The sequence below is a fragment of the Pseudomonas sp. H1_G08 genome (genome assembly GCF_054681355.1).
On record NZ_CP162822.1, the window covers coordinates 2,177,689 to 2,203,894 of the forward strand.

12 protein-coding genes and 1 pseudogene are annotated in these 26,206 nt (G+C 62.2%); 2 read left to right on the forward strand and 11 right to left on the reverse strand.

All coding sequences use genetic code 11. The features are described 5' to 3' along the window. Positions 1–5: 5 nt before the first annotated feature. The 9 genes from AB4N85_RS09920 to gspG form a co-directional block, all read right to left on the reverse strand. The gene (locus tag AB4N85_RS09920) at positions 6–12,491 is read right to left on the reverse strand and encodes a filamentous haemagglutinin family protein (protein ID WP_460067884.1); all 12,486 of its coding nucleotides are present in this window, start codon (positions 12,489–12,491) and stop codon (positions 6–8) included. A gap of 173 nt (positions 12,492–12,664) precedes the next feature. Next, positions 12,665–13,768, reverse strand: a complete 1,104-nt coding sequence (locus tag AB4N85_RS09925; RefSeq protein ID WP_460067886.1) for a substrate-binding domain-containing protein — start codon at positions 13,766–13,768, stop codon at positions 12,665–12,667. A 437-nt stretch (positions 13,769–14,205) separates the two neighbouring features. Next, positions 14,206–15,417, reverse strand: a complete 1,212-nt coding sequence (gspF, locus tag AB4N85_RS09930; protein ID WP_460067888.1) for a type II secretion system inner membrane protein GspF — start codon at positions 15,415–15,417, stop codon at positions 14,206–14,208. Then, entirely contained in the window at positions 15,417–16,823 is a 1,407-nt protein-coding gene (gspE, locus tag AB4N85_RS09935) for a type II secretion system ATPase GspE (RefSeq protein WP_150635113.1), read from the reverse strand. The genes gspF and gspE overlap by 1 nt, the downstream gene beginning before the upstream one ends. A gap of 507 nt (positions 16,824–17,330) precedes the next feature. Next, positions 17,331–19,712 (reverse strand): type II secretion system secretin GspD, encoded by a 2,382-nt coding sequence (gspD, locus tag AB4N85_RS09940; RefSeq protein ID WP_252867705.1) that lies wholly within the window; start codon positions 19,710–19,712, stop codon positions 17,331–17,333. Beyond that, complete coding sequence (gene gspM / locus AB4N85_RS09945) at positions 19,709–20,257, reverse strand: type II secretion system protein GspM (protein WP_130886956.1); 549 nt, start codon at positions 20,255–20,257, stop codon at positions 19,709–19,711. The genes gspD and gspM overlap by 4 nt, the downstream gene beginning before the upstream one ends. Continuing rightward, positions 20,250–21,371: a type II secretion system protein GspL gene (gspL, locus tag AB4N85_RS09950; protein ID WP_252867706.1), complete on the reverse strand. Its 1,122-nt coding sequence runs from the start codon at positions 21,369–21,371 to the stop codon at positions 20,250–20,252. Before gspL ends, gspM begins: the two co-directional genes overlap by 8 nt. Continuing rightward, positions 21,368–22,288, reverse strand: a complete 921-nt coding sequence (gene gspK, locus AB4N85_RS09955) for a type II secretion system minor pseudopilin GspK (RefSeq protein ID WP_252867707.1) — start codon at positions 22,286–22,288, stop codon at positions 21,368–21,370. The genes gspL and gspK overlap by 4 nt, the downstream gene beginning before the upstream one ends. A 47-nt stretch (positions 22,289–22,335) precedes the next feature. Further along, positions 22,336–22,794 carry a type II secretion system major pseudopilin GspG gene (gspG, locus tag AB4N85_RS09960; RefSeq protein ID WP_076562599.1) on the reverse strand — a complete coding sequence of 153 codons (459 nt, stop codon included), beginning with the start codon at positions 22,792–22,794 and terminating at the stop codon, positions 22,336–22,338. Positions 22,795–22,942: 148 nt separating this feature from the next. Between gspG and gspI the strand changes: the two genes are divergently transcribed. After that, a complete protein-coding gene (gspI, locus tag AB4N85_RS09965; protein WP_252867708.1) occupies positions 22,943–23,329 on the forward strand; it encodes a type II secretion system minor pseudopilin GspI in 387 nt (128 codons plus the stop codon). A gap of 366 nt (positions 23,330–23,695) precedes the next feature. Here gspI and AB4N85_RS09970 read toward each other — a convergent pair. Continuing rightward, positions 23,696–24,049: pseudogene (locus AB4N85_RS09970) on the reverse strand (DUF6124 family protein); the annotation flags it as partial. A 642-nt stretch (positions 24,050–24,691) separates the two neighbouring features. Then, positions 24,692–25,051: a DUF6124 family protein gene (locus tag AB4N85_RS09975; protein ID WP_252867709.1), complete on the reverse strand. Its 360-nt coding sequence runs from the start codon at positions 25,049–25,051 to the stop codon at positions 24,692–24,694. Between the two features lie 538 nt (positions 25,052–25,589). Between AB4N85_RS09975 and AB4N85_RS09980 the strand changes: the two genes are divergently transcribed. Next, a complete protein-coding gene (locus tag AB4N85_RS09980; protein ID WP_252867710.1) occupies positions 25,590–26,114 on the forward strand; it encodes a GNAT family N-acetyltransferase in 525 nt (174 codons plus the stop codon). Positions 26,115–26,206 lie beyond the last annotated feature (92 nt).

The following is a 26,206-nucleotide window of genomic DNA, read 5'->3' on the forward strand; positions in this document are numbered from 1 at the left end:
GCCTTTTACAACGTCAGCTGCCCACGCTCCTCCTCGGTCAGCTGCTGCTTAGCCTGTTCATCCAATGCCCCGGCGCCCAGCACCTGCACCGGGCTGTCCGGGTTATAACCCGTCGCTGGCGCGCGACTGGCACCATCGCGCGTTGGTGCCAGTTGCTCGTTGCCGAAGCTGAGCACCTGCACAGTGAACACCGAGGCTTGGTTCTGCCGCGCCGCTGCCTGTTGCTGCCGGGCGACGTCTTCCGCCGCTTGTGTAGCGGAGGATGCCGCCGAACTGGCCGAGGTGATTGCGCCGGTATTCACCGCCGACACCACCGGCACGCCGGTCGCTTTGCCCTGCACCGAAATGTTCGCGGCGTTGACCACCGTCAGCGCGGCGATGTTGACGTTGCCCGACACGCGAATCCCCGCCTCGCCGGCATCGATGGTGCCCAATGGCGCGATCAGGTCGATGTTGCCCGGTGCCACTTCGGCGATCGGATTGAGCGTGGCGATACCGGCGCCGGTACTCGGCACCGACGGCGACAGCGTGACGTTGCCCCAATTGTCGTAGACACGTTTTGGCGGCGTGTAGACCACGGTGGTTTTCGAGCCGCGACCGGCGTTGATATCGCCCTCGGCGGACCAGCCGAGAATCGAGCCGCCGAAGGTGGTCATGATCCGGCTCTGGCCGAGCAGGATGCTGCCTTGCGAATACAGCTGAATGTCGCCCGAACCCTGAGTAATGATCCCCGCCGTCGACGGCGGCGCCGCGCCTTCGATGCCGAACACCTGACCACCGCCCGGCGTGAGCATCTGGATATCGCCGCCAAACAGCGTCTTCACCCCGGCGCCGCCGTACATCGTGATATCGCCGTCGTAGCGAATCGGATTGCCGGCGACATCAGTGGTCGGGAACAGTGCCGCAATGGCGTTGCGACCGCGCAGGTAACTGCCTGTGCGCGGACCACTGGCATCGGTGTATTCCAGGCCACCGGCACGCAATTCGGCGAAGTACACCTGGCGGGCGAAGATCGCCTGTTCGGTACTCGGCAGTGCGGCGAAGAACGCTTGCGCCTGTTCGTCGCCACCCTTGAAGCCATAACCGAGGCTCAGCCAGCTCTGCAGTTCTTCGACGTAGGTCTTGACCACTTTGCCCGGCTGCGCGCTGAGGGCCACCGCTGAATCCGCGACGTTTTGCGGGTTCAGATAACGCGCAATGAACCGTGAGTAATCCGGCCCCTGCGCGCCCGCACCCGCTTGCATTACGATGCTCGCACCGGGGCGCTGATCACCTGCCACGACAGGGCCGAGGCTGGTGATGCTGGCGCGATCTTCCATCAGGATATTGCGCCCGGCATTGACGTCCAGAACACCCGGGCCGGCAATGTCGAAGCTGCTGTAGAGAATGTCTCGCCCGGCCGAAATCCGCGAAATGTCGCGCGCATCGTTATGCACGAACAGATTGCCGGTAGACGCGATCTGTTCGTTATTGCGACCCATGCCCCCAACGGGCGCAAACGTGGGTTGCCCCAAATTGGTACCGGACGCCACGATGTCACGCCCCGCCACCATCCACACCGGGCCTGCCGATTCATACCAGGTGCGCTTCGTGGTCGCGAACGCCAGCGTTTCGCCCGTGCGAATTCCTACCAGGTCACCGGTCAGTGCATAGAAGCGCGCCGGCCCCTGAACACTGCTCAACCCCGAGTAGCTATCGGGACCAAAGGCAAACAGTGGATAGCGCGAATTGGTTTGCGCCAGCACACCATCGCTGCCGGCGTTGGTCGTGATCGGCCGAGCGGACTGGTTGTTGCCGTAGCCATTGAACGCGGGTGCAAACGGTGTGGCGAGCGCCGCCGGGCTGGCCCCTGACTGGTTGATGGCGTAGCCGCCGGCATAGATCGAATCCCCAGCGATCAGTTCAAGCTGCCCCGCGCTGGAAGGTGCCAACAGCAATGACCAGGCCAGAGCCGGCGCCGGGTTGCCTATGCCGTAGGCCGCTGATGGTCCCGCATAAATCGAGCCCTGGCCGGCCACGGCACGCAATATCGAAGGAAAGACGAAGCGGTCATCGGTCGGTGACCCGTTAAGCCCGGCGACGGGGTCCTGCCCGGTGGTTTCCATCAACTGGGTGCTGGGCGTCAGGTTGCCGCCGGCCGAGAACAAATCGATGGCCGTGTGATCGGTCCACAGCGAGAAACCACTCAAACCGCCACCGGCATGGTAAATGCCATCCGCCGTGGTAAACGGTGTGGAGTTCTGCAACCTCACGCGGCCCGGATCGGCGGCGCCACCCAACACCAGATCGCCGCGGGTGTTGAGGCGCATGCCGGAGTCACCGGGAATCAGCATCAGCCCACCACTGGCATTACTGGCCGTCGAGTTGAACGGGTCGAAGGCGCGCGTTTCCCGTGGGTCATGAAACAGCGCCGAGGCGCCGTACTGCAGATTGATACCGCCCAACGCGGCGCCCGTCAGTTGCGCCGCACCGCGCAGGTTGATGAGCGCGCCCTGCAAGTCGTGCGTCGGCGTGCCGGTACCCGCCAGGCCGGCACGTGCCTGCAGAGACGGATTAAGGACACCGCCCAGACGAATATCCAGATCTCCGCCACCAGTCAGTTGCAATTTCCCGTCACTGTCCACGCGGCCCGTACTGCCGACAGCAACGATCAACCCCTGACTGCGAGGGTACGACGCATACCTGTCGTCGCCCATGGCCTTGAGCATGCCAGCATCCCCGCCGGCGCTCAGACTGATGTTGCCGCCGCCCAGCGTACCGAACCCGGTAAAGCCCACCAGATAAGGTCTGGTTTCCTCGCCCAGCGCTGGTAATGGCTGCGCAGCGTAGCTGCCGAAATTGATCCACCAGGCAGTCGGTACATCGTTATTGCCGGTGCCCTGGCGCCAGAGCCAATTGCCCACCGCCACACTCGGCACCTGCTCCCGCGTACCGTCGCCCGTGGCGACCGAGCGACCGCCAAGCACGTCACCCGACACAGACCCGCCGGCATTGATCGTCAGGTTACCGCCCATCTGCGGATACCAGGCCTGATAGAGGCTGGCACTGCCGCCATCGACCCATTTTTCGTAATCGCTGCCAGCGCTGCCCAATACCGAGCCATCAGCCGACAGCCTTCCGCGGGGCTGGTTATAACGCGCGTCGACGTCTGCCGATTGGGTGCCGGCGGTGTAGACGCCGAAAGGTGAAGCCATGCTCAGGTTACCGGCCGCCATCAAGTCCAGGTCGCCGGTGCCAGTACGCAAAACGCTGAACATCTGCGTGTGGGCCTGGGCGCTCTTGCTCGGATTGTTTTCAATGCACAGTGCCGGGTCGATGGAGCACCAGAACAATTCGTCATCGTTCATCGGTGTGTAATCCGGCATGCCCATCCAGTTGCCAGGCGCCCACACACTGCGCGCCATGGGCGCGCAAGAACCGGGAGCGATATCACAGAGCACAAGGTATTCCTCGGGAACCGGTTCGTACGGTGTAAAGCCATACTCGTTATCCACCGCCCAGACCAGCTTGCCCGCCACCTCGATCATGCTCACACCATAGTGAGTGTCGGCCATCTGCAAGTTGCCAACGCTGGCCTGAGGTTTCACGCTACGGCTGTCGGCCGCGGTCAGATCGGCCCCTGCCACCATGCGCATCGACCACGACGCACTGCCCGCCGGCAGCATGCTGGCGATCGCCCAGTTTCGACCTTGCTGGTTTCCATTGGCAGGACGCAGGTCGAGGAATACCGTGCCATCGGCGAGCTTCACGTTGGTCATAGAGGGGATCAGCGAACCCCGCAACAGCGCCAACGTTCCGTTCAACACAACACCCACCGTTTTATTGTCGGCATCAACCGCACCCGGCAGCGGCACGCCTTTGGGCCAGAGCAGGGCCTGCAGTGCGGTGGCGTTGTTCAAGCGAATACCTGCACCCAAACGACTGCCGGCCGGCAGGGTCACAGCGTTGTCGAGCAACGTACCGGCGGCATACATCAGGTTACCCGCCGCGTCATGCACATCACCGGCCAGCACCGTTCCACCCTGTAACACGTAAGGTGCGGCCAAAGTGCCCTGAACCGGCAACACCGTGCCCGCAGCCAGTGTGGCGGCTTGAATCGGCAGGTCGTAATTCAAGGTGGCGCCAGCCGGAAAGAGCGTCCCTTCGGCAAGGCTGACACCACTGCCCGGTACGATCAGGTCACCGCCGAAAGGCTGTATCCCCGGCAACAGTTTCCAGCCAGCGTCGTCCACGGTTTCCGGCGGCGGTGCGAAACCGTCGTTGATGCTGCCGTAGATATCGAGGTTGCCACCGGCACGGATCAACAGGCTGCCCGCTTCCCCGCTGCCATACACCGAGGTCCGGCGAGTGTGTGGGTTGAGGCTGGCGTAACGGTAGCCGGACAAGTCGAGATCGCCCTGCACCACCAGATCGCCGTCAGCGGTTTTGCTGACGATTTCCACCCCCGGGCGCAGATGAAACGCATCGGCATAGGTCGCATTGTTGAGGCCGGCCAGTTTGCGTTGTAGCAGATCACTGTTACCCAGCGCCGCATCGATAAAGCCGCTGCTGTCTGAGTGAATGCGATCCAGGTAGGCTTGATCGATCACTTGATACGGGCGACCGCTGGCCGCCGGATCGGTGCCATCGGCAGCATCACTGTAACTTCGCACGGCATTCAGCCCGATGGAGCGGGCACCTTGAATACTCAACGTACCGCTGGCATCCACCGCAATGTCACCGCCGCCCAGGCGCGGTGCATTCAGCTCCAGCGTCCCACGCAACACGTCATCGCGTTGTCCCGCCTGGTTTCCAGGCACTGCATCGGTGCCGTGACGCAGATCAATCCGTGCACCAGCGGCCAGCGTCAGCACGCCGTCACCTGAATTGAGTTCAACCATGGCGCGGTTCGGTGCGTCGATGATTTTGCCGTAGCTGTCGACGCGCAGTACGCGGCCATGGGCATCGAGCAGCGCGTTGCCCGTCAGGTTCAAACCGTTTTTGCCGGCAAGGCGAATGCTGCCGACCCGTTCACCACTGGCATCGATCACCCCGTCCACGGTCAGGTTGCCGTTGTCCACCGAGACATTGACTTCGCCCGCTTTGAGTTCGTTACCGATACGCAGATCGCCCTGCTTGAACTGGAAGCTTCGACTGCCCACTACCCCGCCGGCATTCAAGCGCAGGTTAAGGCTGGCAAAGGCCTGGCTCAAATCACCCGCCAGGCGCTGGGCGCGAATGTCCACGCCACCGGCCTTGTACGGCACCCACGTACCGCCCGCGTCGTAATAGCCACCGCTGCTGCCGACAATCTGCCCTTGCAGATCAACCTGTCCAGCGTCAGTGGCCAGGGCCACAACGTTCAATTGCCCGGCCTGATTGTTGACGGCGGACAGATCGATTCGCGAGCCCGCCGACTGACGAATATTGCCGTTGTTGCTCTGCAACGACACGTCGCCGCCCCAGCTGTATTTCTGCACATCATTGAACGGCAGAACCCGGCCCGCCATGTCCACCTGCGCGCCGCTGCCAAGCAGCAGATCATCCTCGGCATTGACCAGCAGCTTGCCGCTGGCGAGGACGATGCGACTGTCGAGCACAACACTGCGTGCCGTCAGGCTCAGTTGCGCACCGAGGGCATCCGCGGCAGCCGTTGTGGCGCTACCACTCAGCGTCAGGTTGTTGCCCGCCTTGAGTTCACTGACCGAGGCGGCCTCGCCGGTCAGCAATGGCGTGCGCAGATTGAGATTGCCGCCGCTGTAGCTGAACCCCTTGACCGCGTCATAAGCTCCTTGGGATTCGTACACCGCCAGACTGCCCTTGTGGTTGGCGGTGATGCGCTCGCTGGCGTTGAAGTTGACGTTGGCAAATCCCAGGGCCAGTCGGTTATTGCGATCCAGGCCATTGGGCTGCGGGTTCGGGCCATAACCCAATTCGATCCGCTGCGCCTGAATATCCAGCGTGCCGTGCCCGTTGCCGGCGCCGTCGTTGACAACCGTACCCGGGGCCTGAGTCGCCCCGTTCCAGATCAGATTGCGGGTGCGGATCGTCGCGACATCGGTGGCAGCGCCCGAGCCGTAGATAGCCGGGCTACCCAACACCAGATTCTGCAAACGGCTCTGGCCGGTCTGCGGATCAATGGTGTCGAGGGTCACGCTGCCGAAAAAGTTGAACGCATCGCGGGCCACCAGACTCAGGGTTTCCAGCGCGGGGGCGCCAGATTGCGTGTCGCCCTGCAACAGACGATCCAGCACGTTCTGGTTAAGCGTCAGGCCCGCGGGTGTGCGGCCGCTGGCTGCGGCCAGTGCTTGCGGACTGCCGGCATTGACCACACCGACCGAAAGCCCGAGTTGACGAGTGCCAAAGCGCACGCTTTCGCCCAGTTCGAAGTCTTTGTCAGTGGCGGCGATGATGCTGCCGTTGGAGTACAGCAACGCCGCAGCGGTGCAATCGGCCGTCGGACAGTTGCCGATACGAATGCTCCCGCCCCCGCCTTCGGTGGGCGCAAGCACCGGCGTCCAGCCATTGGACACCACCAGCAGGCTGGAGCGCCCCGGTTCGTAGACGAAACCGGCTGCGGCATCATACGGGACGTTACCTCGCCCCAAGGTATTGACGCCCGCTCCCGCATCGATGGTGATGCCGCCATTGGCGCTGTTACTGCTCAGGACAACCTCTGGCGCCGAGAGGATCGCGCCCTCGCGCAGACGAATCGCCGAGGTATTGCCGATCACCTTGATCGAGCCGCCCTCCGAACCGTAATACACGGTTGGGGTGCCACCGATGGTCAAACGTCCGGCATTCAAGCGGTTGAGGGTGTCGGCGTACAGCGATACACCGTCGAACCCTGGCGTTCGCGTATGCCCGGCACCGAGAATTTCAAACTCTGCGCCGGTATAACCGCCCTGAACGACCGCCGTACCAATGACCCCGCCGCTGGCAGGTTTGAACAGCACCTGCCCGTTGAAATCCAGGGCTGAGTCGTGCTCGCCGCCACTGACCATGCGCAGGTGCAGCGTGTTGCCGTCCAGCGGTGTGCGGGCGCGCGGCAGACCCCGGCGGGCAGCATCGTTGAGCACAAATTGGCTGAACCCGGTTTCGTTGTACTGTGAATAGCGCCGCAGCACATCGGCAGACGTCACGATGACCTGGCTGGGCAAACTGTCGCGAATACCGGTGTTGGCAATCGACAGCTGTCCGGCCGTGGTCCACGAGCCATTGCGCAACTTCAACGCGCTGTCCATCGGCCCCGCAATCGCTTGACCATTGATTTCGACCCGCAAGGCGCCCGGTAACAAGGCAAAGGTCGATGGCAACAAGGTGTAGGTGCCGGGTGCCAGTCCGGCAACGCCGGTCCCGAGGGTGATCTGCTGGCCGATACGCGGGTCGACCGCGCCGGCCTCGGCCAGCATCGGCGCATAGCGGCTCTGGTCACCGGCCACGATTGCATACACGGGGTTGTTGGCCAGCCCCGGCAAACTGAAGGTGCCATCGGTGGCATTGCGTACCAGCGGATTGAAACGCGCGTCGGTGGAGCCACCTCGTCCGGAGACAAAACCGGCACCGCGCAAATCCCCGCCGCCCGAAAGGTCGATCACCGCCCCGGCCTGCACATTGGTGTATTGCGCATCAAGGATGACCCCGGAGGTCGCTCCGGCAATGCCATTCAACGTCACCGACTTACCGTTGTACCGATAGTCGATACCGTCGGTGCTTCCTCCATAGGGCATGACCAGTCCGGCGGCGCTGACTGAAGTCACGCTGCCCGGCAGAAGGTGAAGTTCACGGGTTTTGACAATGACGTCATCACCCAGGGATATCAGCCCCAAAGGCGCACGAATGACGCCGCCCTGCTCGATCTGTCCCGCACTGAGTGTCAGGCTGCCGAACACCGAGTAAGGCAAAGCGGTCGGCGCCGCCCCGTGATTGCCGATACGCAGCGTATGCTCCGGCACCGATCCGGCCATACTCTGATAGCCCACTCGCACCTCAGCCGAGACGCCACTGGCCGGGTAGATCTGCGCAGCCCGCATGTGCATGTCACCTGCAGTCCACAGACGGCTGCGCTGCTGTTCATCGGTTGGCGCGAGGAAGCGCAGGTCGCCCTGGCTGTCGAGCGTGACCAGACCAAAGCCACGGCGGCTGACCGCCAGCGCCGGTGCGGCCGATTGCACAAGAGTCCCTTCGGTGCCGAATGAAAGCGAGTTGCCCACGTCCAGCAGGTTCGCGCTGGCGGTGAATTGCGCGCCGGACAACTGCGCTGTCGGATTGCTCATCACCCGCGGACGCACTTTGACTTCCGAGCTCAAATAGGTGCCCAGCCCTGACAGGCGCAGGTAAGGTGCGCTGAGGTTGACCCGGGCGCTGTCACTCGCCGACTCGGCCAATGAAAGAGAACCGGCGAACAGGCTCAGGCCCTGTCCCATGTGCAGGTCGACATCGCCGTCGAACGTCATCAGACCGTTGCTCAGCAGACTCACGCTGCCGAAGCCACCGCTCATCAGCTGATCGGCACTCAAGCGTGTACGCCCGTAGCGTAAAAGTGGCGAAGCCTCACCCGCTCGCAGCGGCTGCGGCAGTGCCGGCGCTGGCCCTTGGGCAATGATCATTTCACGCGGCACGCGCACCGCATTGCTCAAGTTCGCGGGACCGTACGCCGGTGTATCCAGAGCGATCTCCAGACGCCCGCCCGCCGCACCTGCACCGCCAGCACTGGCCTGCAGACTGCCCTCGATGAACAGACCATTGTAGGAACTCAGGGTGATCCGTCCGCCATCGGTGGCCACACGAGCGGGGCCTTGCCCACCGCTATCGAGCACGGCTTGCGCACCGGACGCTTCCAGTCGCGCACCTTGGCGGATGATGACGTAAGCATCGGCAGCGGTCGCCGTGATTTTCTTCACATCAATCTCGCCACCGACAATGATCGAGCCACCCTTGCCGACCTGGCCGTAGACGCGGCCCAGCGCATCGACAGCGGTCGCTGCCCGACCGGCGACATCGATCAAGGCATGTTCACCGATCCAGATCGAACGGTTGTGCGGGGTCGGATCGGCCTCTTGCAAGGACGTCGCCACATCAATCGCGCCGAACTGCTGTTGACGGATATCGACAATACCGCCCCAGGCGTTGAGTTCACCATCAAGCGTGATCTGGCCTGCCCCGCGCAAACCGATGCGCTGGCCGGGATCGACACTGATCCGTGAGCCTTCGCCAATCGACAACGGACTGCTGGCGGGATCAATCAAGCCAGCAAGCGTCGCGCCGGCCTGCAATGCGACAGAAGCGCCGGCCCTTTGCGTCAAGACGCCCTTGAGCGGGTCTTCCTGAAATAACGCGGGCGTCCATAGCTCCAGCGCAGCGCGCGGCGACATACCGGACACAATGGTCGAGGCGGATTCGCCAAATCGATAGACCGGCATCTGCACATCGATCGCGCTTTGCGCGGCGACCTCCAGCCCCTTCACACCGATGATGTTGTAGGCGCTGAACCCCGTGCGGAACAGCTCCGGCGTCAGGCGCAGGGTCTGTTCTTCGGACACTTCGCCGGAAGCGCCGATCCGCACCTTGCTGGCCTGCACGGTCAAGGTGCCGCCGCCGTTCACGCCATAGCCCCGCACCTCGCCATCGAGCACCATGCGCGACAGGCCTGGCGCACTGTTGGCGCTGGATTCAAGCGTCACGTCGCCACCCTTGCCGCCACGCGTCTTGCCGTTGGCCAATACCGCACCGCCCGACGAAACATCGACCAGACTGCCACTGGCCAGCAGAATGTCGCCGGTACTGCGGATCGACACCGTCCCGCCATTGAGGTACGCCAGGCCGCCCGCGTCGTCCGGGTTACTCGACAGGTTGCTCCACAGACCGCGTGTCTGCAGCTGCACACCCTGCGCAACCGTCACTCGCGCTTGCTTGCCTGCTGAAACCTGGAGAATGGTGTCATCACGCCGATCGGTGGCGAGCTGGTTCAAAACGTTGCCCAATTGCAGGCTGCCGCCTTGCGCAATCAGATCGGCATTGACCTGCACGTCAGGGCTGAACAGGGTGATGTTGCCACCGTGATCCACCGTCACGCCTTCATTGACTTCAATCGTGTTTTTCGCCGAGATCTTCAGCGCGCCCAGCGCGAAACCATTGAGCAGCCCGGCATCGAGGAACAGTTTGCCTGCGCGTTCTGCCGCGACCGCATCGGTCAGCCCTGCGTTCGCTACGCTGGCATGCGCGCCCCCCACTTGCACCTGATCGAGCAACGGGTCGAGTTGATAGAGCAGGCCTGCACTGGCAGCGACATAAGCAGCATCGTAACTGCCAACCACCAACTGCCCTCGCCGCGCCCGGGCGGTCTGGGTCTGGGCATAGCCGTCCAGACCTGCCCGCGGTGCCTGGATTTGCCGTTCGCCCTGAAACACCTCACCCAACAGCTGGCCTTCCAGCACGGCGTTGCCCGTGGCGATCACCAACTGGCCGGCATCCCGGCCAACGGTGTACCCCGCTTCCTGGCGACGCGTCGGCGCGATCAGCGGGCTATAGAAATAATCCGTCTGACCCCAGCGCTCGCTGTGACTTTCGTAACCTTTGTAAAGGCCGTTGTAGAGAATATCGCCCGGCGCACGCGACACTTCGTATAACCGCCCGTCCGCACCGCGCAGCCAGCTCTGGCGAATCTCGCCGCCCTGCACATCAAGCGTGCCGCCGGACACATTGATCAGCGAACCTTTTTCGCTGATCACGTCCTTTCCGGAAAACCGCACCTCACCGCCCTGCGCCATCCATTCACCAACGCCATGGCCCTGAGTGCCGAGGTATCCGCCGACCTCCAACAACCCACCGGCGGTGTACCAGCGGTCGGTGGCGTAACCGTTGGTGCCCGCCGGCACGAATACCAGCTCACGGACATCGACCCAGATGTCGTTACTGTTGAGCGCGCCGCTCTCGCGATTGACCGGCGCATCACGCTGCTCGTTGCCCTGGACGTTGATCTTGATGTTGTTGTTTGCCATCGCCACTTTGACGCCGAGGGCGCCGGACACGTCGATCACCGCCCCCTCGCGCAATAGACTGCGCTGTCCGGCGGCAACTGCCACCTGCCCACCGGTGGCAAGGGTGATCGAGCCGCTTTTGAATTCGACGGTGCCGCCGCTGCCGATGTCGATGCGAGACTGATCGCTGCGGATCCGGTTGTTGGCATTGACGCCGGTCAGCGACGCATCGCGCTGGCTGTCCAGGGCCGTGAGATCACTGCTGTCGAGCAGAATCGCAGTGACACCATTTTCGCCCAGGGTCACACGGCCTTGGGCATCGCTGGCCGGATTGAGCAAATGCACGGTGCCGCGCGTCGCCACCGAAGTGCTCGCCAGCAGCACACCGTTTTGCACAACGTCGCGGCCGGTCAGAGTGATGTCGCCGGTGGATGCCTGGATCAGGCCGGTGTTGCTGACTTTGCCCGAGCTGTCAGCCTTGAAACCGGGAATGACCTCACTGCCGAAAGTGGTTGAATAACCATTACCGTCGGTGCCCGAACCCTTGCGGATATAGAAACGGTCCCCCGCACCCAGCACCGTCTGACCCTTGGCCGTACTGATCGAGCCGTCGTTCTGCACGTCCTGGCCAAGCAGCAAGGTATAGCCGCCGGCGTCGGTGGAGAGCGCAGGTTGATGCGTTTGTATGGCTGCGCCACGCTCCACCAGGACTTTGCCAGCAGCGTCGGTAAAGGTTGGCTGACTGCCGGTGCTGTCGAAATACAGACCCCGATCGCGAAATTGTGCATCGGTCATGTTCGCGGCTGCCGCTACCAGATTTCGCACATTGACCTGGCTGCCACCGCTGAAGACGATGCCGTTGCGGTTGATCAGCATCACCGTGCCGTCCGCTTTGATCTGCCCCTGAATCTGGCTGGCCCGTGCGCTCGGATCGTTGACGCGATTGAGCACCGCCCAGTTGGCCTGCTGGGCAAATTCCACTGTGGTATTGCGGCCGACGTTGAACGTTTCCCAATTGAGAATCGCCTTGTCGGCGGTCTGCTCGATCTTCACCGTGGTCTTGCCGTCGGCCTGGGTTTGTTGCGGGCCTTTGGCGTTCATCCAGCCCTGGCTCAGGCTGTTATCGACCTTCAGGCCGCCCTCGCCCAATCCGTCCGGAACCACTTGCACACTGCCCAATGCGGCGGCACGTCCAGCGGCTTGTGCGGCCTGCTGAGCGGCAATCGCTGCCACGGTGTTATTGAGTGTCTGCAAAGAACGCTGCAACTGCTGGCTGGCCCGTTGCTGCTGTGCCAGCGGTGGGGTCATCCCCGGCAGACCGCTCCCACCCGGACGCGACGCCGAAGCCTGCTGCGCCGCGCCCTTCGCGGCAAACCAGGTGGAACTGAACGCGGTCGCCGCCTCGGCACTGCCCGCCACCAGACACAAGGCGACGGCTTGCGCCAATGGCTTGAGCAGCCACTGTGCGGGATCGCCCGCGCCACGTTTGATCGGCCGGATACGGTTACTGTGACGGGAGGTGCGAGCAAGCATCACTACAGGTCCTTTTGGGTGGCAGGTCGGATCAGCCCTGCTGTTACGACATAGGCAGTTGGCGAGCCTCACGACCGAACGGATGTCACACAAACTTCATGTTCGAGGAGTAAATCGGCAAAAAAAACAGCAGCCCGAAGGCTGCTGCCGTTTCATTGCAGTTGAGACAAGGCTTACAAAGGACGACCAATGCCGTTGCAGGCGTTGGCGTTGTTGATGTCCAGGTTATTGCCCGAGGTGTTGGTGATGAAGTTGGCGGTCACAGCGGTTTTCCAGTTGTTGGGAACCGGCGTGAAGCTGTGGGCGACGGTGGCGACGTTGTTGCCCGGGTTGCTGTAGTGGGTGGTCAGGAAGTTGCGCACGGCGGTGGCCACGGCTGCATCTTTGTAGCACTGGCCGAAGATGAAGTTGGTGTAAGCCACAATCGGGTAACCGCTTGCCGGGTTAGGCACGACCGGGGCCCAGCCAGCCGGGTTGGCAGGTGCGCTTGGCACCGGTGCAGTGCTCAGCGCCAGCGTCACGTTAGCGTTGGTTGGCTGGACGCCATTGACGCGGGCAACCACAGCGTTGCTGGTGGCGTTCACGCCGTCCGGACCCACATAGCCGATCGAACCGTCCACGGCGTTCACCGCAGTGGCCACATCAGCGGTGTTGGCTACGCCGACCCAAGTCGATGGCAGCGCGGAACCGGCCGGCAGACGAGCGTTGGTGAAGGTGGAGTTGACGGCGAATTTGGTCGGGCAGATCGAGTTCAGGTGACGGCTGAGGATTTCGGTGGTGCCACTGGACACGCTGCGGTAAACCACACGGATCGGTGTGCTGTCGGCGTTACCCAGCAGAGCGCCCCAAGTGGTGGCGGTGCCCGACAGCGCATCGCACAGTTGAGCGCTGGTCAGGTTAAGCGCGGTCTGACCGGATTTTTTGTACGGAATGGCAACCGAAGTGGCCACCGATGGCAGCTGGATCAGCGGGCCGTACGAAGCACCGAAGTTGGTGGTGTAGGTGCTCAGTTCCGCAGCGCTGAGGATCGAGTCGCTGGCGGCGAAATGCACGGTGCCGGTAGTGCTGAACTGGGCAGCGTTGTTGGTCAGGAAAGCGCTTTTGCCGACGCCGCTACCGGTCACGGCGTAGCTGAAGTTGGCTGGCAGGATGCTGTTGGCAGAACCTTTGTACAGCGCGGCAGGCAGGGAAGCACCACCACCGGTAACGGCCATGGCCTGGGCGGAAGCCAGAGCGGCGACGGTCAGTGAGGCGGCGATCAGAGTGCGCTTGAACATGAAGAATCTCCTTTTCAACTTGGTTTGGAACACAGGTTTCGGAAGGCTTGCATGACACCGGGAGGGTCCACCGCAGTGGAGCCGCAGAGAGAAATTCGCAGCTTCCGGTGACAGATAAAGGAAAAAACCTCGGGAGCTGCGCGGGGATTTTTGTGGGGATTTCTCGGGTGTTTGCGGGATGTGGCGGCATGTCTGGATCGGGGGTTTGGCTGAATCGGGCTAGAGCCGTTGGCGGGTGGTTGCAGATGACAGAATGGAGAACCCGAGGATGATGGGATCGGGACTCGGGTGAGGGTCAGGCCGGTGCAAAATATTTGAGTTTTGTGTTGTCGGGACTGGCGCTTTCGCGAGCAGGCTCGCTCCCACGGTTGAAATGCGTTCCCCTGTGGGAGCGAGCCTGCTCGCGAAGAGGCCGGCCCGGCCAACATCAAATTTGGCTACTGCACCAACTGGTTGATCTCAATAATCGGCAACAACACCGCCATCACAATCACCAGCACCACCCCGCCCATCACCACAATCATCAGCGGCTCCAGCAACGCGGTCATGCCCATCGCCCGTCGTTCAATGTCCCGGGAAAGCGTCTGCGCCGCACGCTCGAGCATCGGTGGCAGTGAGCCGGTTTTCTCGCCGCTGGCGATCAGGTGAATCAGCACCGGCGGGAAGACATTCTCCACCCGCAACGCGGCGGCGAGGTTGACGCCTTCGCGCACCTTTGCCGTGGCCTCGCTGACGCTCAGGCTCAAGCGGTCGTTGGACAGTGTCTGCCGCGCCGCTTCCAATGCACGCAACAACGGCACGCCGGCACCGCCGAGGATCGCCAGGGTGGAGGCGAATCGCGCGGTGTTCAAACCCAAGATAAAACGCCCGAACAGCGGCAACTTCAGCACCCGGTTATGCCAGCTCAAGCGCGCCGCCGGATTGCGCAAATACAGACGCCAACTCCAGAACGTCCCGGCCATGAGCGCAGCACACAACCAGCCCCACGCGCGAATGAAATCACTGGCGGTGAGCATCGCCAGCGTCAGCCCCGGCAAATCCTGCCGCGCTTGAGAGAACGCGCTGACCACCTGCGGCACCACGTAGCTGAGCAGGAAAATCACAATGCCGATCGACACCAGCCCGACCACGCCCGGATAGATGAACGCAGTGAGAATCTTGCCGCGCAGGTTGTTGCGTTCCTCGATGTAATCGGCCAGCCGTTCCATCACTTGGGCCAGATCGCCGGACTCTTCGCCAGCGGCAATCAGCGCGCGGTAAATCTCCGGAAAATCCCGTGGCCGCGACGCCAGCGATTCTGCCAGACGCATGCCGCTGCGCACATCGGCGCGCACGGCGCTGAGGGTCTGGGCGATGTGCTTTTTCTCGGCCTGCTCGACTGTGGCGCTCAGTGCTGCTTCCAATGGCAGGCTGGCGCCGAGCAGGCTCGCCAGTTGCCGCGTGGCCCAGGCGAGGTCGTTGTCGGAGAGTCTGGCGCTGAACAAACCGCCGCCACCGTGTCGGGCGACGTTGCTTTCCTCGTGCACAGACAGCGCCGTCAGGCCACGTCCGCGCAAGGCACTGAACGCTGCGCTCTGGCTGTCCGCCTCAAGGTGGCCGGACTCGATTTTCCCGGTGGCATCCGCCGCTTCAAAGCGATAGCGATTCATCAGGCGTCCCGTGTCACGCGAAGGATTTCTTCCGGCGCGGTGGCACCGCTGCGAATCCAGCGCTCACCGTCCTCACGCAGGCTGAACATCCCCGCTTTCGACGCCGCCGCGCGCAAGGCCTGCTCCCCTGCCCCTTGGTGGATCAGCGTGCGGATATCGTCGTCGATGCAGAACAATTCGTGGATGCCGGTGCGGCCGCTGTAACCGGTGTGATTGCACGCCGCGCAACCGACCGGGCGCCAGGTGCCGGGCGTGGCCGGGTCTTCCTGTTTGCATTGATTGCACAGGCGCCGCACCAGACGTTGCGCGAGGACGCCGAGCATGGATGACGCGAGCAAGAACGGCTCAACGCCCATATCGATCAGGCGATTGACCGCCGACACCGCGTCGTTGGTGTGCAGCGTCGCCAGCACCAGATGCCCGGTGAGCGAGGCCTGCACGGCGATTTGCGCGGTCTCGAGATCGCGGATCTCACCGATCATGATGATGTCCGGGTCCTGCCGCAGAATCGCCCGCAGTGCGAGGGCAAAGGTCATGTCGATCTTGGCGTTGACCTGAATCTGGCTGATCCCCGGCAAATCGTATTCCACCGGATCTTCCACGGTGAGGATGTTGCTGGTGCTCGCATCCAGCCGCGCCAGCGCCGCGTAGAGGCTGGTGGTCTTGCCGCTGCCGGTCGGCCCGGTCACCAGCACGATGCCGTGGGGCTGGCGGATCAGGTGGTCGAGCTTTGCCAATACCTGCGCATCCATGCCCAAGGTTTCCAGATGCAAGCGCCCGGCCTGTTTGTCGAGCAGGCGCATCACCACGCGCTCGCCGTGGCCGGTCGGCACCGTCGACACACGAATATCGATCGGCCGCCCCGCTACGCGCAAAGCGATTCGGCCATCCTGCGGCAAGCGTTTTTCGGCGATGTCGAGCTGGGCCATGATCTTGATCCGCGATACCAGCGCACCGTGCAATGCCTTGCGCGGCGAGACCACATCGCGCAGGGTGCCGTCGACGCGGTAGCGCACCACCGAATGGGTTTCGAACGGTTCGATATGAATGTCGCTGGCCTCATCGCGCGCGGCCTGGGTGAGCAAGGCGTTGATCATGCGAATCACCGGCGCGCCGTCCTGGGTGTCGAGCAGGTCGGTGATTTCCGGCATGTCCTGCATCAGCCGATCGAGATCGACCTCGTTTTCCGCAGCACCCACCACCGCCGCCGCACTGCCGGTATCGGCGTAAGCACTGGCGAGCAGCCCGTCGAGCTCGTCATCACGCACCCGCTCAACCTGCGTCGCACCGAACTGCCGACGCACTTCGCTGATCGACCAGCCGGGCGTCGATGGGCACACCGTCAACACGCCATCGCGCAAAAGAATCCGCTGCGCCTTGGCCCAGGCGTACGGCAATACACTCATCGCCCACCCTCCCCAGAATCCACCGTGGTAATGGGATCCCTTGTGGCAATGAGATCCTCAGTGGCAATGAGATCCCCTGTGGCAATGGGAACCCCTGTGGCAATGGGAACCTCTGTGGCGAGGGGATTTATCCCCGTTGGGCTGCGCAGCAGACCCAAACCTTGAGAACCGGTTTCTCCAGGCAAATCGCGTGTACCGGTTTTACGACTGCTGCGCAGCCGAGCGGGGATGAATCCCCTCGCCACAATCATCATCTCAGTCAAAACCGGGTGCTCCCTTCGATCGGTACCGTGGCAATGGGATCCTCAGTGACAATGCGATCTTCTGTGGCAATTAGATTCTCTGGGGCAATGCGATTCCCTGTGGCGAGGGGATTTATCCCCGTTGGGCTGCGAAGCAGGCCCAAAACTTGAAAACCAGTTTCTACAGGCAAATCGCGTGTACCGGTTTTACGACTGCTGCGCAGCCGAGCGGGGATGAATCCCCTCGCCACAATCATCATCTCAGTCAAAACCGGGTGCTCCCTTCAATCGGTACGGCTTTGATCGTGGCCCGTGGGCCTGATGTCGGCCCCGGCGCTGGCACGCCTTGCGCAGCGCTCGGCAATTGCGGCGCCTGCATGTCGGGCATCGCCCAGCTGCGTTCCGGTTGCAAGCCGCCCTGGGCGCGGCGCATGAAGTCGTAGCGGTTGAGGGTGATGCTGCGCCCCGCTTCGCTGTCGCGGATGATGTACGGGCGCAGGAACACCATCAGGTTAGTCTTGGTGATCGCCCGGCGTTCGTTGCGAAACAGCGCGCCGATGCCCGGCAAGCTGCCCAGCCACGGCACCGCATCATTGCTCTGGCTGTAACCGTCCTGAAGCAACCCGCCGAGAACCATGATCTGCCCATCGTCGAGCAGAATGCTGGTGTCGATCGCCCGTTTGTTGGTGACGATGCCCGCCGCGGTCACGCTGTTGGACGCGCGCTCATCGATGCTGCTGACTTCCTGATAGATATCCAGCTTCACCGTGCCGCCCTCGGAAATCTGCGGGCGCACGTTGAGCTTGAGGCCGACCTCTTCGCGGGTCACGGTCTGGAACGGGTTGTTGCTGGTGCCCCCGCCGCCGGTGACGTAGCTGCCGCTGACAAACGGGATGGTCTGGCCGACAAAAATGCTCGCCGCTTCGTTGTCCAGGGTCAGCAGGTTCGGCGTCGACAGCACGTTGGTACCGCCCTTGCTCTTCAGCGCCCGCGCCAGCACTTTCAGGTCGAGAATCTTGCCGATGCCGGGGATGTCGACCGTGCCGTTGACGTAGCCGAGGTTCAAACCCTGCGGCAGTACGTCGATGCTGTTCTTAGCTCCCGTATTGAGACCCGCGCCACCCAGATTGGCGCCACCGATCACGCCCTTGCCGCCGAGGTTACCGGTCTGCCATTGCACACCGAATTCGCTGGCGTCGTCCTCGCCGACCTCGACGATCAGGCTTTCGATCACCACTTGCGCACGGCGCTGGTCGAGCAGATCGATAACCTCACGCAAGTTGCGATACAGCGGTTCCGGCGCGGAAATCAGCAGCGTGTTGGTGGTGGCGTCAGCCTGAATCGTCACCCCGCCAGCGCTGAACGCAACGTTCTGTTCGCTGCTCTGCGTACCGCCACTGCTGCTGCCGCCACCACTACCCTGCGCATAACTGCCGCCGGTTGCGCCGCTGCCAGTCGTCATTGAAGTCCCAGTGCTCGGCGTACTGCTCTGGCCGTTCTGCCCGGCATTGCCGCCGGTGCTGCTGCCCATCGCGCTGAGCACCGACCGCGCCGCGTCGCTGCTGCCGCTGTCACTCTCGCCGGTGAGCAAACCGCGCAAGGCCTGCGCCAGTTTCGCCGCTTGGGCGTTGCGCAGATAAACCACGTGCAGATTGCTCGGATTGCTCTGCGCGTTGTCGAGTTTGTAGATCAGGTTGCGCGCCAGCTCGGTACGCTCGGGGCTGCCGGCGCGGATGATGATGGTGTTGGAACGTGGGTCGCCAATCACCGCGATTTTCTGCGTCGGATCATTGCCCGGCGCGTCGAGCAAGTCGGCGACCATCGGCGCGATATCGGCAGCGATGCCGTTCTGGATCTGCACCACATCGGTGTCGATCGCGCTCGGCGTGTCGATGCTCTCGATCAACTGCGCGACGCGGGTGAGGTTCTCGGCGTAATCGGTGATGACCACGGTGTTATTGCCGGGGTAGGCATTGATCGGATTGTTCGGCGAAACGATCGGGCGCAGCACCGGGATCAGGTTCACCGCGTTCTCGTATTGCAGGCGAAACGTGCGCGTGAGCATGCCGTTGCCGGCCGGTTTGTCCGCGCTGTAGATCGGCCCGCCGAGCAGTTTCGCGTCGGCCTCGGGAACCACCTGCGCCACGCCGCCGACATCGACCACGCTGAAGCCTTGCATGCGCAACGCCGCGAGCAGCATGTCGTAAGCCTGCCGGGCCGGTACCTGACCTTCCGAGACCAACGTCAGATTGCCCTTGACCCGTGGATCGACGAGAAACTGCTGCCCAGTGGCCCGCGACAGCGCACGCACCACCGCCTGAATATCGGCCTCGACGAAATTCAGCGTCACCGGTTGCTCACCCAACGGATTGCGCGCAACCGTGTTGCTCGGCACAGCACCACCACTGCGCCCGCGCTGACTGATGTTGTGCAACTGCTTGGGCACCGGCCGCGCCTGAGCCTGCGCCCGTTCGCGATCGGCGACCGCATCGCCGCTGCGCTGGGTATTGGCCAGCGGCCGCCCGAGTTCGCTGTCGACCAACAGCGGCGGCTGATTCTGCGGGGCCGTGGTGCTGTTGCACGCGCTCAATGCCATCAGCAACAACGGCAGCGCCAGACGTGCCGGTTTGCAGCGTGACTCCTTCATGAAGCTTCCTTAGCGCCCTGCGCCTGATCCATGCGAACGGTGCCTGACAAAGTGCCGGCGGTGACATCGGTCGAGGCCGCGCTTGCGCGTTGCAACTGCGCCTCGACCACCTGCAGAGAAAGTTGTGACGGCTGGCTGAGCAGCCAGTCGAGCAGCGTATCGGCCGGCGCGGCGTCGACATTCAACTGCCACGCGCCACCCTCCGCCGCTTGTAATTGGTAGTGCCCGGCGAGCCCCGCCGCTTGCAGACTTTGCTCCAGCGACTGGCCAACGCTTTGCCCCTGCGGCCGCACGTTGACGCTGCGCAACAGCACTTCCAGCGCCTCGGTTTGCGCGCGCAACTTGGGCGTCTCGCTCTGCCAGAAAGTGATCCTGGCCAGCGGCGGCTTGACCAGCGTCAGCCAGATCAGCAGACCGACAAGCACCAGCGCCATGCCAGCGACCATGCGTTTCTCACGCAGCGCCAACGGCTGCCAACGCGCCTGCAACTGGCTGCTGAAGCGCTGCCAGCGTCCACGGTAAATCGCCAGCGTCGCCCTACTCATCGTCTGCTCCGCTGTCGTCGTCTGCGTTGGTGTTGGCGCTGGATTCATCGCTCGGGCGCAGCGTCCAGCCTTCGTCATCGGCAGTGACGCTGATGCCGGCCTGGGCCAACGTGCTTTGCCAGTCCTTATCGTTGCCGCCACGGTTTGCATCGCTCAGCAAGGCCAGTTGCAAGGCGCCGTCGCGATAGGTCAGGCGCTCGACACTGCCGGCCATGAACGGCATGCCGGTGCCGGCCTGCAACACCAGTCGATTGAAGTTCTGCGCCGGGTCATCGACCGCGCCTTTTTGCCGCTGCTCGATTTGCTGACGCGCCTGTTGCAGCGGGTTGAGAATCACCGGCAATTCGGGGAACGCCTGCTTCACCCGCTGGCTCATCTGCGCCTTGAGCTGCTGGCCCTGCCGCGCCTCGCGAGCGGCGTAAAGATTCAGGCCAATCACCCAAACCGCCACGGCCAAAGCCACACACCCGACAGCGCGACCCCAACCGCGTTGTTCGCCGCCGGTTTGCTGCAGACCACCGTGCAAACCCCAACCGGGCAAGGGGCCGATCCAGCGTTGTGCTGATCCGGCTTCAAACGATGCCTCATCAACTTCGTCACCGAGCAACGGCTCAACCTGCGCACTGTTCAAACTCTCGCGATGGAGCAAATGCCCGTCCGCCACACAAGCGACAACCCCCGGCAGCACTGGCAGGCTATACGGCGCCGGATACAAACCGCGCAGACTCAAACCCGCCTGCTTGAGCAACGCAGCCAGACGCTGCAAATGCTGCCGCGCCACCCAGGCGATTCGCACCTGCCCACTCGCATCACGAGGGCTGTGGCCGATATGCATTTGGCTGCTGTCACCGAGCATCAGCGCCTGCGCCGCACACTGCACAGCAGCCGCCGTTTTGTTCGCGGGCAGCGGCGGTAGATCAATGCTGGCGAGCAGGCTGTCGGCCGGATGCAGAAAACACAGCAGCGGTGGTTGCTTCGGCCGTTGCCCCAACTGACTCAAAGTCAGCCGCTCCTCACGACTGACCTGCCCCTGACGATCCAGCCAGGCGCAGCTCACTTCGCTGTGCAACTCCAGCTCCGCCAGCGGCGGCAACGCAACGCGCAACTGGCTCATGCGCCCACCCGCGACCAGATCACCTGCGGCAGCCGATCCTCGCTGCGGTGCAGCAAAGCATCGAGGCTGACCCGGCGCTGATCACGCCGCGCCTCACCGCGTAAACGAAACCAGTCACTGGTGATGCCGACTTTGACGCTGCTCATTTCCAACTGCGGCATGCGCAAGCGGTTCACAAAATCGCCGCGATTGATAAACCAGCGCCCGGCGTCACGCTCGGCAATCAACGCCGTCGCCCGCTCCAGCGAAAGCCCCGGCACATACGCCGCCAGCACCTGCGCCGTGGCGGTGTTGCCGTTGATCCACGTCGTCGCCGGAATCACCGTCACGTACGGCGCCAGTTGGCCGATCAGCGCATCCGTCACGCCTTCGACGCTGCGCAAATCATCGAGTGTGCGCAGCATCGGCGCCTTCGGCGGTGGCGGTTTGTAATCGGCATCGGGCGAAGTGGCGCGGCCACTGTCGAAACCGGCTTTGCCAGTCGCACCAATCTGCGCATTGAGCAAATGCGGATACCCGGCAATCACCCGCTGGCGGATGCGCTGGCTGACAACGGCACTCACACCGATCAGTTCACACAAGCGCTCGAACGCCTGCACTTGCGCCTCATCGATGCGCTCGTTGACGACGAGATTGCGCAGGTTGAACTTGCCCTGCTCATCCTCCAGCCGCCCGGCAAAACCCGCCGCCAACAACGGCTGCGCCCAAGGCTGATCGCGCCGGGTCAACGGATCACGCAGGCGCGCGTCCCAGAGCAACTGCCGGCTGATCTCCAGACCACCCTGCGCGACCCAACGCCCCTGCACCCGCTGCTGATCGGCCTCCAGCGCCCGGGTCGCCACGCTCTGGCGCGTCAACATCCCCGCCGCAATCACCGCCACCACCGCCGCGATCAACAACGCGCTGATAATCGCCATGCCCCGTTGCTTCGCCCCGTTGAGCGAACCTGTGTTCACGGCCGGCCTTACAACTGCCAGGAACCGATATCGGCATTCACGCCATCGCCGTCCGGCTGGCCATCGGCGCCGAGGGAAAAGATATCGACCTCACCGTTCGCGCCCGGGTTGAGGTACTGATAAGGCCGGCCCCATGGGTCATTCGGCAAACGCTCCAGATACGAACGCCAGTTGCTGTTCTTCGCATCCGCCGGCCGCTCGACCAACACCTTCAGCCCCTGATTCATGCTCGGATACGTGCCGTGATCGAGGCGATACAACTTCAACGCCTGCATCAACCCACCAATATCCTGCTTCGCCGCCGTCGCCCGCGCCTGATCCGGCCGGTCGAGCACCTTGGGCACCACCATCGCCGCCAGAATCCCCAGAATCACCACCACCACCATGATCTCGATCAAGGTAAAACCCTGCTGCCCACGCGGCATGCGCGGCGACTGACTGAGCGTGTTCAAAGGTGCGATATCCATCTCGACATTCCCTGGCTTGATCCGAATTCGACGCGCAGTGTTGCAAGAAGATATGTCAGGGATGTTGAAAATCCTCGGGTGTTTCCGTCGTCAAGCCGTCAAGGACGGGGGTTAGCGTCGAGGGCTGGGTTTTGCTTTTGGGCCATGTATGCGCGCGCGTTCGCGAGAGGAAGGCTTCACCTTGATTGAAGTGCTGGTGGCACTGGCGATCATCGCCGTCGCCATGTCAGCCGCTGTGCGGGTGGCGGGGTTGATGACGCAGAGTAGTGGGGTGTTGCGCGATAGATCGATTGCGCTGATCGCCGCGCAGAGCCGGATGGCTGAGCTGCGCCTGGAGGGGCGATTACCGAATGGGATGAAGGCTGTTGAATGTGATCAAGGGCGACTTATGTTGCGCTGCGAACAGGTGATCGCCAGTGCAGAGAATGGGCGACTGCTCAAGGTTGGAATTCAAGTATTCGACCGCAACCAGGATGCGCCGCCATTGGCCAGACTGGAGACCCTGTTGTCACGGCCAGGAAGCCCCTCACCCTAGCCCTCTCCCGAGGGAGAGGGAACCGATTCGGGGAAATTCGTGACACACGCCGACCTGAACGTATCGCTCTGAATCCAGCACCGCTGAAGCCCAGCAAAGCCATAGCCGCTAAGGTCTTCCAGGTCGATGTATAACGCAAAACACCTCGGTCGGCCCCCTCTCCCTCCGGGAGAGGGCTGGGGTGAGGGGCTCTTCTGCCGCAGTGCATAAGCATCAAAAATCCATAATCAACACGCTCGTCCAGGTCGATGCACAACGCAAGACACCTCGGTCGGCTCCCTCTCCCTCCGGGAGAGGGCTGGGGTGAGGGGCTCTTCTGCCGCACCTAAAATCCCAAGGCCCAGCGCCGGATCAAGGCCAACGACATCACCCCGCCACCTCCAAATTATCCATCACCCGATTCACCGCCAGCTCCCCCAGCATGATCAGTTGAGCAACCCCCAACAACGCCCGCCGCTGCGGCGCCGGCAGCAAACTGGAAATGTCCTGAGCAATCGTCTTCGCCGAAGCAAGCGTTTCACTCGCATCCGCCAGCAGTTCTTCATTCTTGGTATCCGCCGTCACCGCATACATCCCCCGCGCCTTACGCGGCGGAGGCAGGAGATTGCTTGGCGACAGGTAATGATCGAGCGCGCGGTCAGCGGCTTCGTGGAGTTTGTTGGAATCGAGGGATTCGTAGGGAGACGTGGGATCGGTCTCGGGCGGGTTGGGTGTTGGTTTTGATCACGAGTGAACCATGGCACTTCGACAATCCGAAATTAGTTCATCCAGATAAGGGGATATTTTCTCCGCGTCTACGAAAGCTAGAGCCTGATTAGCGGCTTCCCGTAGAGGCTGCCATTCACATTGATCAAATATCGACCGATCATCGCAATGGATAGCCGACTCAAGCAAGGAACTGCACAAGTCCCAGACATGCTGCAGTCCACTCCGAACATCCTTTTGCATCGCGGCCCCACACACTGTTAGTGCTTCATGCAAAGGCAGCATTGTTTTCGACCAAACCTCACAGGCTGGGCAATCAGGAATCGTTTGTCGCTGCTCATCAGCATTCATAGCCAAGAAGGTAAGCCCCCGAATTGCCAAGCAAACAGCAAGAACTCGTCGGTACTCGCTCTGCCCGTACCAGTTCCAAATCGTAGTTGAAAACTCCATCACCAACTCCGCGAGGTCGGTTGACCATTCAAATATGAGTCCATCGAGTGAATTCCTTTAACGTTCTAAAGACAGCAACCGACCCACTATCATGAACTTCAGCGCCGGCCACAGAACCAGCGATCCACACCAACCCCCGCGGGAGCGAGCCTGCTCGCGAAGGCGCCAAAGCTTACTCCAAATCAAGCCTTGGCCCCGTCTTCTAAATCACCCCGCCACCTCCAAATTATCCATCACCCGATTCACCGCCAGCTCCCCCAGCATGATCAACTGCGCAACCCCCAACAATGCCCGCCGCTGCGGCGGCGGCAGCAAACTGGAAATGTCCTGAGCAATCGTCTTGGCCGAAGCAAGCGTTTCACTCGCATCAGCCAGCAGTTCTTCGTTTTTGGTATCAGCCGTAACCGCGTACATCCCACGCGCCTTACGTGGCGGAGGCAGGAGATTGTTTGGCGACAGGTAATGATCGAGCGCGCGATCAGCGGCTTCGTGGAGTTTGTTGGAGTCGAGGGATTCGTAGGGAGATGTGGGATCGGTTTCGGGCGGGTTGGGTGTTGGTTTGATCATGGTGAAGCTCCTTGATGACTGGAGCCGCCACCGTTCGCGGTCAAACAAACAGGGTGGCAGCTGTACGCGGGTTGACCGACCGGACATCAAGGAATCCGGCACACCCGAAGGTGTCCCACGCACAGCCACCGCAACATAATTTCAGACAATGCCTGAACAAGTGCAGAACGCTGGCGCGCCTTGATATTAGGCGGACGGTCAAATCCGATCGCTGATTCGTCAGCGACCCGACCACAATAGAACCCGGTCCCAAGGCGCACAAGCCGGCGGATTCTGGCGTAGCTGTAGGCAAAGGCGCAAGGATATGTAGCTTGGGAGCGTGACTGGAGATGTATTTTTAAACGTTGGCGTTTATCCGAAACCCTGAGTGCGTCTCGGATACCACGGCAGATCCGCCCCCTTGCCCCAACAGACGTAAGCGTCCGGCGAACACATCCTCCTGAAGCTGATGCCATCGCCTCCATTGAAGCGAGACAGCAGTGGTGATGCGGATTCTGTTTTCTATAATGACTGACCGGCCATGTTTAGGGTGCTTGAAATGCCAGCCTCCGCTGATCAAAACTCCGCTGTCGTTTTATGCGCAGCTTCCAATAACGACCTGGAAGATCTGGTCGCCATCAGGATTGAGGCCATGCGCGAGAGCCTTGAACGGCTTGGACGATTTGACCCGGATCGTGCGCGCGAACGATTTCTTGCTGGCTTCGACGCTAACAGCACCCGCCGCATAGAAGTATCAGGTGATCTGGTCGGTTTTGTCGTAATCAAAGACCACCAGAGCGAGCTTCTACTTGACCACTTGTATGTGATACCCAGTGCTCAAGGAGCAGGAATCGGCTCTGAAGTTCTTACTCGGATTTTCAGAGAGGCTGATGAGATCGGGCGTCCCATCAAGGTTGGAGCTCTCAAAGAAAGCGCCTCAAATCGTTTTTACACTCGCCATGGCTTTGTGTTCGTCGAAAGCGCTGAATTCGATAACTATTATGTTCGGGCTAACGGTAATGCCGTTGATTTGGGCGACCAGGCAAATGTTGATACGGTGCCCCGTCAGCGGTTGCACCGTTAGATGGGCAACCATCTGTGCGGCGATAGGTCGGTAATTTCATTCGCCCGCTGAACATTCAAAAGGGCCGGATCTATTGTTCAAAAATAAATCCG

Coding starts and splice junctions, on each gene's coding strand:
- AB4N85_RS09920 (WP_460067884.1), bottom strand. CDS start 12,491: ATGCTTGCTCGCACCTCCCGTCACAGTAACCGTATCCGGCCGATCAAA.
- AB4N85_RS09925 (WP_460067886.1), bottom strand. CDS start 13,768: ATGTTCAAGCGCACTCTGATCGCCGCCTCACTGACCGTCGCCGCTCTG.
- gspF (WP_460067888.1), bottom strand. CDS start 15,417: ATGAATCGCTATCGCTTTGAAGCGGCGGATGCCACCGGGAAAATCGAG.
- gspE (WP_150635113.1), bottom strand. CDS start 16,823: ATGAGTGTATTGCCGTACGCCTGGGCCAAGGCGCAGCGGATTCTTTTG.
- gspD (WP_252867705.1), bottom strand. CDS start 19,712: ATGAAGGAGTCACGCTGCAAACCGGCACGTCTGGCGCTGCCGTTGTTG.
- gspM (WP_130886956.1), bottom strand. CDS start 20,257: ATGAGTAGGGCGACGCTGGCGATTTACCGTGGACGCTGGCAGCGCTTC.
- gspL (WP_252867706.1), bottom strand. CDS start 21,371: ATGAGCCAGTTGCGCGTTGCGTTGCCGCCGCTGGCGGAGCTGGAGTTG.
- gspK (WP_252867707.1), bottom strand. CDS start 22,288: ATGGCGATTATCAGCGCGTTGTTGATCGCGGCGGTGGTGGCGGTGATT.
- gspG (WP_076562599.1), bottom strand. CDS start 22,794: ATGGATATCGCACCTTTGAACACGCTCAGTCAGTCGCCGCGCATGCCG.
- gspI (WP_252867708.1), top strand. CDS start 22,943: ATGCGCGCGCGTTCGCGAGAGGAAGGCTTCACCTTGATTGAAGTGCTG.
- AB4N85_RS09975 (WP_252867709.1), bottom strand. CDS start 25,051: ATGATCAAACCAACACCCAACCCGCCCGAAACCGATCCCACATCTCCC.
- AB4N85_RS09980 (WP_252867710.1), top strand. CDS start 25,590: ATGCCAGCCTCCGCTGATCAAAACTCCGCTGTCGTTTTATGCGCAGCT.